General features: G+C 68.7%; 5 protein-coding genes and 1 pseudogene. 2 read left to right on the top strand and 4 right to left on the bottom strand.

Going from position 1 to position 6085, the window contains the following annotated elements:
- Nucleotides 1–456: pseudogene (locus MHY20_RS09805) on the bottom strand (hypothetical protein); the annotation flags it as partial.
- On the opposite strand from MHY20_RS09805, the gene MHY20_RS09800 reads away from it, so the two are divergent.
- On the top strand, nt 440–760 hold the full coding sequence (locus MHY20_RS09800; protein ID WP_183376367.1) for a DUF3137 domain-containing protein: 321 nt from the start codon (nt 440–442) through the stop codon (nt 758–760). The pseudogene MHY20_RS09805 and the gene MHY20_RS09800 sit on opposite strands and share 17 nt — an antisense overlap.
- 17 nt (nt 761–777) lie before the next feature.
- On the opposite strand, the gene MHY20_RS09795 is transcribed toward MHY20_RS09800, so the two are convergent.
- From MHY20_RS09795 to MHY20_RS09785, 3 genes are all read right to left on the bottom strand, one after another.
- Complete coding sequence (locus tag MHY20_RS09795; protein ID WP_183376365.1) at nt 778–1314, bottom strand: type 1 glutamine amidotransferase domain-containing protein; 537 nt, start codon at nt 1312–1314, stop codon at nt 778–780.
- 23 nt (nt 1315–1337) lie between these two features.
- Nucleotides 1338–2777, bottom strand: coding sequence for an MBL fold metallo-hydrolase (locus MHY20_RS09790; RefSeq protein ID WP_239376501.1), 1440 nt, complete (start codon nt 2775–2777; stop codon nt 1338–1340).
- 222 nt (nt 2778–2999) lie between these two features.
- On the bottom strand, nt 3000–4637 hold the full coding sequence (locus MHY20_RS09785) for an ABC transporter substrate-binding protein (protein ID WP_239376500.1): 1638 nt from the start codon (nt 4635–4637) through the stop codon (nt 3000–3002).
- Between the two features lie 127 nt (nt 4638–4764).
- Here MHY20_RS09785 and MHY20_RS09780 point away from each other — a divergent pair, with 127 nt between their 5' ends.
- A complete protein-coding gene (locus MHY20_RS09780) occupies nt 4765–6081 on the top strand; it encodes a Na+/H+ antiporter NhaC family protein (RefSeq protein WP_239376499.1) in 1317 nt (438 codons plus the stop codon).
- Nucleotides 6082–6085 lie beyond the last annotated feature (4 nt).

The raw sequence follows: 6085 nt of genomic DNA, 5'->3' as shown, positions 1-6085 counted from the left end.
GCCCTGGCCGGTTCCGTCGTCGAGGATGACGCTGATGGCGTCGTTGCGCTCAGCCTGCGCCTTCGCCTCGGGGCTGGTGGGGCGGGCGATGTCGGTGGGCTGGGTGGGCAGCTGCTTGCCGGAGGCGAGGCCGATCTCGCCGTAGCGGCCGACGGGGTACACGTCGGAGACGAGGAACTTCTCGTTCGGCAGGTACAGCATCGACTCGAGGTTCTCGCGCTTCCCGTCGGTGGAGGCCCAGTCCATGGTGAGCGGGCGGACGGGTTCGAGGCCTTCGTTCAGCGGGGTCACTTCGATCTTGCCGGAGATCTGGGTGCGGCCGCGGTATTCGTCGGCGGTGCCGGTGACCTGCACTTCGTCGCCCACGGCGACGGTGGTCTGGGTCTTGCCGGTGTACACGAAGATCGCTTCGGAGGCCGACGGGGCGGGACTTGAACCGATGCGGCTGGTCGGCACGCAGACGCCCGACGGTGTGGACGGCTGGACCAGCGACCAGGCGGAGGCGCGCTATCTGGTGACGCCGCAGCTCATCGAGGCGCTGAACGCTTTCGTGGCCGAGGCGGGGTCTGATGCGGTCGCGGTGTCGTTCACCGACAACCGGATGAACATCGCCGTGGGTGTGGACACGGACCGGTTCAGCCTCGACCCGACGAACGGAGACATCCGCGCCGCGACCGAGCAGATCTACCGGGACATGGTGCGGTTCCTGCGGCTCGTGCAGGACTTCGACCTGAACACGAGGATCTGGACGAAGGACTGAGCGGCGCGGCGGTGGTGTCAGGCGCCGAGGGCCTTGAGGATCTCGCGGTTGAACGCCTCGAGGTCGCCCGGGCTGCGGGAGGTGATGAGGTTGCCGTCCACCACGACCTCACTGTCCTCCCAGGCCGCACCGGCGTTGACCAGGTCCACCTTCGTGGAGGCGAAGCTGGTGAGACGGCGGCCGCGGGCGAGGTCCGCCTGAGCGAGGATCCACGGGGCGTGGCAGATCGCCGCGACCGGCTTGTCCGCGTCGAAGAATGCCTTCACGAGCGCGACGGCGTCCTCGTCGAGGCGGAGCGCGTCGGCGTTGAGGGTGCCGCCGGGCAGCACCAGCATGTCGTAGTCATCCGCGTTCGCCTCGCCGACGGGCACATCCACATCGAAGGTGTCGGCATGTTCCCAATCGCCTTCCATCGCCTGCAGCGTTCCCTCCGACGGCGACACGATCACGGTGGTGGCGCCGGCGTCGTCGAGGGCCTTGCGGGGGCTGGTGAGCTCGATCTGCTCCACCCCGCGGGTGAGGAGGAATGCGACCTTCTTATCGGTGACAGTCATCGATGTTCTCCTTTCGATGGGTTTCAGGGAGCGCTCGTGAGCTGGGGCTTCTCAGCTCGGCGCTCCGCGGTGGCCTCACAATAGCGGGCGAATCCGCCCGTCAGCTCAACAACGTCCAGCCCGGCCCGGCGCAGCACGCTCGCCGCCACCGCACTGCGCACCCCCGATTGGCAGAACACCACGATCCGGCCCTGCCGCAGCTCGCACCGGTCCCACAGCACCCGGCCCGCGCTCAGCTGCTGCGCCCCCGGGATGGTGCCGCGCGCGAACTCCGCCTTCTGCCGCACATCCAGCAGCATGTCGTGCCCGAACCCGTCCAGCTCCTCGGGGCCGACGGATGCCGGGGAGTGCAGCTCGATGCCGTCGAGACAGCGGATGAACCCGACCACTCGATCGATGCCGACCCGCACCAGGTGGTCCGCCATCCGCTGCGCCTTCTCCTCACTGGCGGCGAGCAGGATGATGCCCGCGGAGTCGGTCTCCGGGTCCACCGCCCACGCGCCGAAGCTGGCGAGCCTGCGGGGCGCCGGGATGGTGAGGGACCCGTCGGCCACCCCCTCGGCGATGTCGTCGAGGCCGCGCGCATCGATGAGGACGTGGGACCCGTCGGCCAGTGCCGCCTGCGCCGCCCCGCCGGAGAACTCCGCGAGCCCGGGCCGCTCCCCCAGGATCGCGGGGCCCTGACGGTTCTGGCGCTTCATGCGGGAGAAGTAGGCGTGCGCGTCGGGCTGGCCGTTCAGCAGCTGGTCGGTGAAGCCCTCGAGGTCACCCATCCGCACGTACGGAACCCACCAGGCGAACTCGCGCTCGTAGCCGACGGTAGTCGTGGGAACCGCGCTCATCGCCTTGCCGCACGCGGACCCGGCGCCGTGCGCAGGCAGCACCTGCACGTAGTCCTCCAGCGGCAGGAAGTGCTCACGCAGCGAATCGAAGAGCTGCCGCGCGCCCTCGTAGCGGGTGTCGGTGCCGCCGGCGACCTCATCGAGCAGGTCGGGACGGCCGAGGTCGCCGACGAACACGAAGTCACCGGTGAAGGCGTAGCCGACCTCGCCGACGCCGTCCACGTCGGTGGTGCGGGATCCGTCGGCCACGAGGAACATGAGGTGCTCGGGGGTGTGGCCGGGCGTGTGCACCGCTTCGATCGTGAGGGAGCCGATCTGGATGTCGTCGCCGCTGTGGAGGAGGGTGGCGTCGTACCCGTAGGCCCAGTCGGTGCCGCCCTCCCCGGAGAGGAAGATGCGGGCGCCGGTGGCGGCGGCGAGTTCGCGGGTTCCGGAGAGGTAGTCGGCGTGGATGTGGGTCTCGGTCACGGCGGTGATGCGCACGCCGAGGGCGTCGGCGCGGTCGAGGTAGACCTGGATGTCGCGGCGGGGGTCGATGACGATCGCTTCGCCGGCGGCGGGGCAGCCGACGAGGTAGCTCACCTGTGAGAGGTCATCGTCGCCGAAGCGTTCGAGGATCATGGCGCGGCTTCCTTCCTGCGGTGACCTGTGGTTTCACCGAGGGTAGGCGGCGCGGGTGACCGGGCGTTGGCGTGAGGATTGGCGGCAGGAATGGGCTCGGTGACGATCCGGTGGCCGCGCGGGGAACTTCGTCCCCGCGCACAGCGAAGCGGGCCCCTCACCGCATGGATGAGGGGTCCGCTTCTCAGATGGGGTGACCCGGTGCCGGGCCGCCCGGAGGGATCACTCCTTGGTGATCTCGTAGTAGATCGGGGTGGTGTCCCAGGCGTACTTGACGTCCTTGACGACGTTCGAGAAGCCGCCGAGGCTGTTCTGGTACCACAGCGGGATGGCGGGCAGATCCTCCATCAGCAGGGCCTGGGCTTCCTTGAACTTCGCGAGCGCGCCCTCGGTGTCGGTGGCGGACAGGCCCTCGGCGAGGAGCTTGTCGAACTCGGGGTTCTTGTAGTCGGCGTCGTTCGAGCCCTTGCCGTCGGCCGCAGCGGAGCTGTAGATCGGGCCGAGGAAGTTGAACATCGACGGGTAGTCCGCCTGCCAGCCGGAGCGGAACGCGCCGGGCATCTTGCGGTTGGTGATCTGCTCACGGAACTTGCCGAACTCGGGGAACGGCTTCGGGGTCGCCTTGACGCCGAGCGCCTCCTTCACGGAGTTGCACACGGCCTCCACCCAGTCCTTGTGGGGACCGTCGGAGTTGTAGCCGAGGGTGAACTCGCCCTCGAACTTCTGCATGGCCTCGGCCTTGTCCCACAGCTCCTTGGCCTTCGCCTTGTCGTACTGGAGGACCTCGGCGCCCTTGATGTCGGTGGCACCGCCGCCCTCGATCACAGGAGCGACGAAGTCGGTCGCCGGGGTGCGGGAGTCGAAGAACAGGTTCTTGCAGATCGACTCGCGGTTGATGGCGCGGGAGATCGCCTGGCGGCGCAGCTTGCCCGCTTCACCCTGGTAGTTCTTGTCCGTCGGGGAGAAGGTGATCGACTGGAACACCGCACCCGGTGCGTTGACCGATCGCTCACCGAGCTCGTCCTGGAAGGTGGACAGGCGGCTCGGCGGGATGGTGTCGGTGACGTCAACGGCGTCCGAGAGGAGGTCGTTGTACATCGTGTCGTCTTCGAGGTAGATGCGGTAGGTGATGCCGCCGTTCTTGGCCTTGCGGGGACCGTTGTAGTGCTCGTTGGGCACGGTGACGATCTCCTGGTCGTGGGACCAGGTCTCCAGCTTGTACGGGCCGGAGGAGATCGGCTTCTCGCCGAACGCCTTCATGTCCTTGAACGCGGAGGGCGGCATCGGCATGTACGCGGAGTAGCCGAGGCGCTGAGCGAAGTCGGACTGCGGGGCCACCAGGGTCACGGTGAAGGTGGTGTCGTCCTCGACCTTGAGGCCCTTCATCTCCTTGATGGTGCTGCCCTCTTCGGCGACCTCGGCGAAGCCCTCGATCGGGTCGAAGAAGGACTGCAGGAGCTGGCCGTTGGCGGCCGCGGCACCGTAGTTCCAGGAGTCCACGAAGTCCTGCGCCGTGATGACGGACCCGTCGGAGTACTTCTGGTCGGCCTTGAGCTTGACGGTCCAGACCTTGGAGTCATCGGACTCGACGGACTCGGCGAGGTCGGGCTCAGCGGAGCCGTCCTCCTTGTAGTACATGAGGCCGGAGAAGATCGACTGGATCACGCGACCGCCGCCGATCTCGTTGGTGTTGGTGGGAACGAGGGCGTTCTGCGGCTCGGTGCCGTTCACGATGACGGCTGCACCGCCGCCGCCGCCGGAGCCGCTGCCGCTCTTGTTGTCGCCGCCGCAGGCTGCAAGGGCGCCGAGGCCGACGAATGCGACGGAGCCGGCGAGGAGTGATCGACGTGAGAGATCCATGTTCTTCTTTCCTTCGGGGAACAAGGGAGCGAGTGTGAACGCACCATCGCGTGCACCACATCACAATGATTGGTGACAGCGTAGCCGGATGGCGTGCACTGCGCCACTTCAAGGGCCCCGGGGCCCGGTGACCTCCCGGAACACCGGCACGGGCGGCGCCCAGATCGCGCTCGCGTACGCCCTGCTGGGCGCGTTCGCGATGGCGGTGGCGAGTTCGGGCCTGCCGGACGCGCTGGCGGCGTGGATCGTCGGCCGGCTCAGCGGGGCCTCCGATTCCGCGCAGCAGGGCGCCGTCACGGCCGTGCGGTGGGCGCTGGTGGCGGGCGTGCTGGCGATGTCGGTGGTGAGCCAGAACCTGATCCCGGTGCACATCGCGTTCATTCCGCTGCTGATCCCGCCGTTGCTGGTGGTGATGAACCGTCTGCGCCTGGATCGCCGCGCCATCGCCTGTACCCTCACGTTCGGCCTGGTCACCACCTATATGCTGCTGCCCGTCGGCTTCGGATCGATCTACCTGAACGACATCCTGCTCGGCAACATCGAAAAGGCGGGCATGCCGGTCGGCTCCGTCAACGTGATGGCGGCGATGGGCATCCCCGCGGCTGGGATGGCGGCGGGTCTGCTGGTGGCGCTGCTGGTGAGCTACCGCCGCCCGCGGATGTACGCGGATGTGGCGGTCGGGGCGGCCGACGCGCGCCCGAATCCGTCGGCCCCCGAACCCGACGACGCCGGCGAGGCAGCCGATGCCGCGAGCAGCCCAGCAACAGCGGCCGGGCGGGCCGACGAGGGCCCCAGCGCTGGCCGCCAGCGCTTCTCCATGGTCATGAGCCTGGTGGCGGTCGCCGCCTGCTTCGCGATCCAGCTGGTGCTGACCGCTCTCGAATCGGAGGCGAACCCGCTGCTGGTGGGCGCGCTGGTGGGCCTCGCGCTGATGCTGGGCACGGGCGCAGTACCGTGGCGCCGCGCGGATGACGTGTTCACCGGCGGGATGCGGATGATGGCGCTGATCGGGTTCATCATGATCGCCGCGCAGGGCTTCGCCGCGGTGATGACCGCGACCGGTCAGGTGGAGCCGCTGGTGAAGTCCGCCGCTGAGCTCGTGGGCGACAACCGGGGCGCGGCCGCGCTGGCGATGCTGGTGGTGGGCCTGGTGGTGACGCTCGGCATCGGGTCGTCGTTCTCGACCCTGCCCATCATCGCGACGATCTATGTGCCGCTGTGCATCTCGCTCGGGTTCTCCCCGGCGGCGACGGTCGCTCTGATCGGCACGGCCGGGGCCCTGGGTGATGCGGGCTCACCGGCATCGGATTCGACGCTCGGGCCGACCGCCGGCCTCAACGCCGACGGGCAGCACGACCACATCCGCGACTCGGTGATCCCGACGTTCCTGCACTTCAACCTGCCGCTGCTGGCCGCCGGCTGGATCGCCGCGATGGTGCTGTGACGCG

Source organism: Helcobacillus sp. ACRRO (genome assembly GCF_022347125.1).
Taxonomy (GTDB): domain Bacteria; phylum Actinomycetota; class Actinomycetes; order Actinomycetales; family Dermabacteraceae; genus Helcobacillus; species Helcobacillus massiliensis.
The sequence above is the reverse complement of the archived record's forward strand: the minus strand, read 5'-3'. Positions and strand labels throughout refer to the sequence as shown.